Source organism: Flavobacterium lindanitolerans, assembly GCF_002846575.1.
Taxonomy (GTDB): Bacteria; Bacteroidota; Bacteroidia; order Flavobacteriales; family Flavobacteriaceae; genus Flavobacterium; species Flavobacterium lindanitolerans.
In genome coordinates, this window is the sequence record NZ_PJND01000004.1 from 1 (window position 1) to 1385 (window position 1385).

Consider the following 1385-nt stretch of genomic DNA (forward strand, 5'->3'; position numbering starts at 1 on the left):
GACACGCCCGCACCTGCCAACGCACGTCCTGTCTTGCCGTCCTTCACCATTGCTATGGCTTCTACCCTGCACACGGGAACAGCCTTCATGATATCGTCAGTGCCGTTCCTGTTCGAGGAAAAGTAGCCCTCGTTTTTAGCCGTATTGAAGCTGAAGGAGAAGTCGTCCTTCTCGCTGTTAACAGGCTTCCCTACGTTAACCGCTTCCCCGTCCCTGTTAAGGTCTGCCCTGAAGACATCAAGTCCTCCAAATCCCTGCTTCCCGCTCGATGCAAAATAAAGGATGCCGTTCTCGCCTATGGAAGGGAACCCTTCCTTGCCAGCAGTGTTCACGTTGGATCCCAGGTTCTGCGGCTTGCCGTAATTGCTGCCGTCAACCGATACCTTCCAGATGTCGGAATCGCCGTGGCCGCCCGGCATGTTCGAGGTAAAGTAAAGCGTCTTGCCGTCCGGGCTGAGGCTTGGGTGCGTTACCGAATAGCTTTTGCTGTTGAACGGAAGTGCCTGGATATTGGTCCACTTGCCATCAACCTTTGTAGCCCTGTAGAGTCCCTGCTGCCCTATCTTCACGTTGTTCTTCCTGTCCCTGTCAAAGTTGCCGTCATTGAGCCCGTCCCTGGCAAAGAACATGGTGTTACCGTCCGCGCTCACCGTAACCGGACCGTCATGGAAGGCGGTGTTCAGCTCACCGACCGCCCTGGGTTCCGACAGCGTGCCGTCCGCATTCCTTACCGACTGGAAGATATCCAGGTAGGGCTGTTTTACCCATTTGTCGGTCCTGTTCGAGTTGTTCCTCGTACTCACGAAGTACAGGATATTGTCATTGGAGAGCACTGCCCCGAAGTCACCCTGGTCCTTGCTGTTGATGCCCGTCTCACTGATATCGAACAGCCTGTCCTTGCTGGACAGGCTCGGAATATAGTCCGGATTGGCCTTGTGGTCCTTTGCCCTCTGGTCGTTGGGAAGCAGTGCGGCAAACCTGTCCATCTGCCTGTTGGCCTCCTGGTATTTGCCCTGCGACCTTAAAGCCTGCGCATAGCGGTAATATGTTTCTGCATCCTGGCTACTCTCGGCGGCCTTGGCATACCATCTGGCAGCCTCACCCATATTGAAGACGTTGTAGTAGCTGTCCGCCAGCTGCCTGTAGACATGGCTGTCGCCCTTCCTGCCTTCAGCCAGCTTGAGGTATTCTTCTATGGCCGCAACATACTGGTAGCTGTCGTACAGTTTGTCAGCCTTCTCGGAACTCCTGTTCTGCCCGTAGCCGGAGGCAATGGCCAGGAACAGGCCCGCGGCAATGTATATTTTTTTCATTTTCTTGCTCTTTTGGGGTTAGAAATATCTTGGTGACACGGATACCTTCTTCGGGAAGTTCAGGTCGAACAG

1 protein-coding gene is annotated in these 1385 nt (G+C 54.4%); it reads right to left on the minus strand.

Annotated elements, in window-relative coordinates; all coding sequences use genetic code 11:
• On the minus strand, positions 1–1313 hold a 1313-nt coding region (locus tag B0G92_RS00045), incomplete at its 3' end, for a PD40 domain-containing protein (protein WP_101470644.1).
• Positions 1314–1385 lie beyond the last annotated feature (72 nt).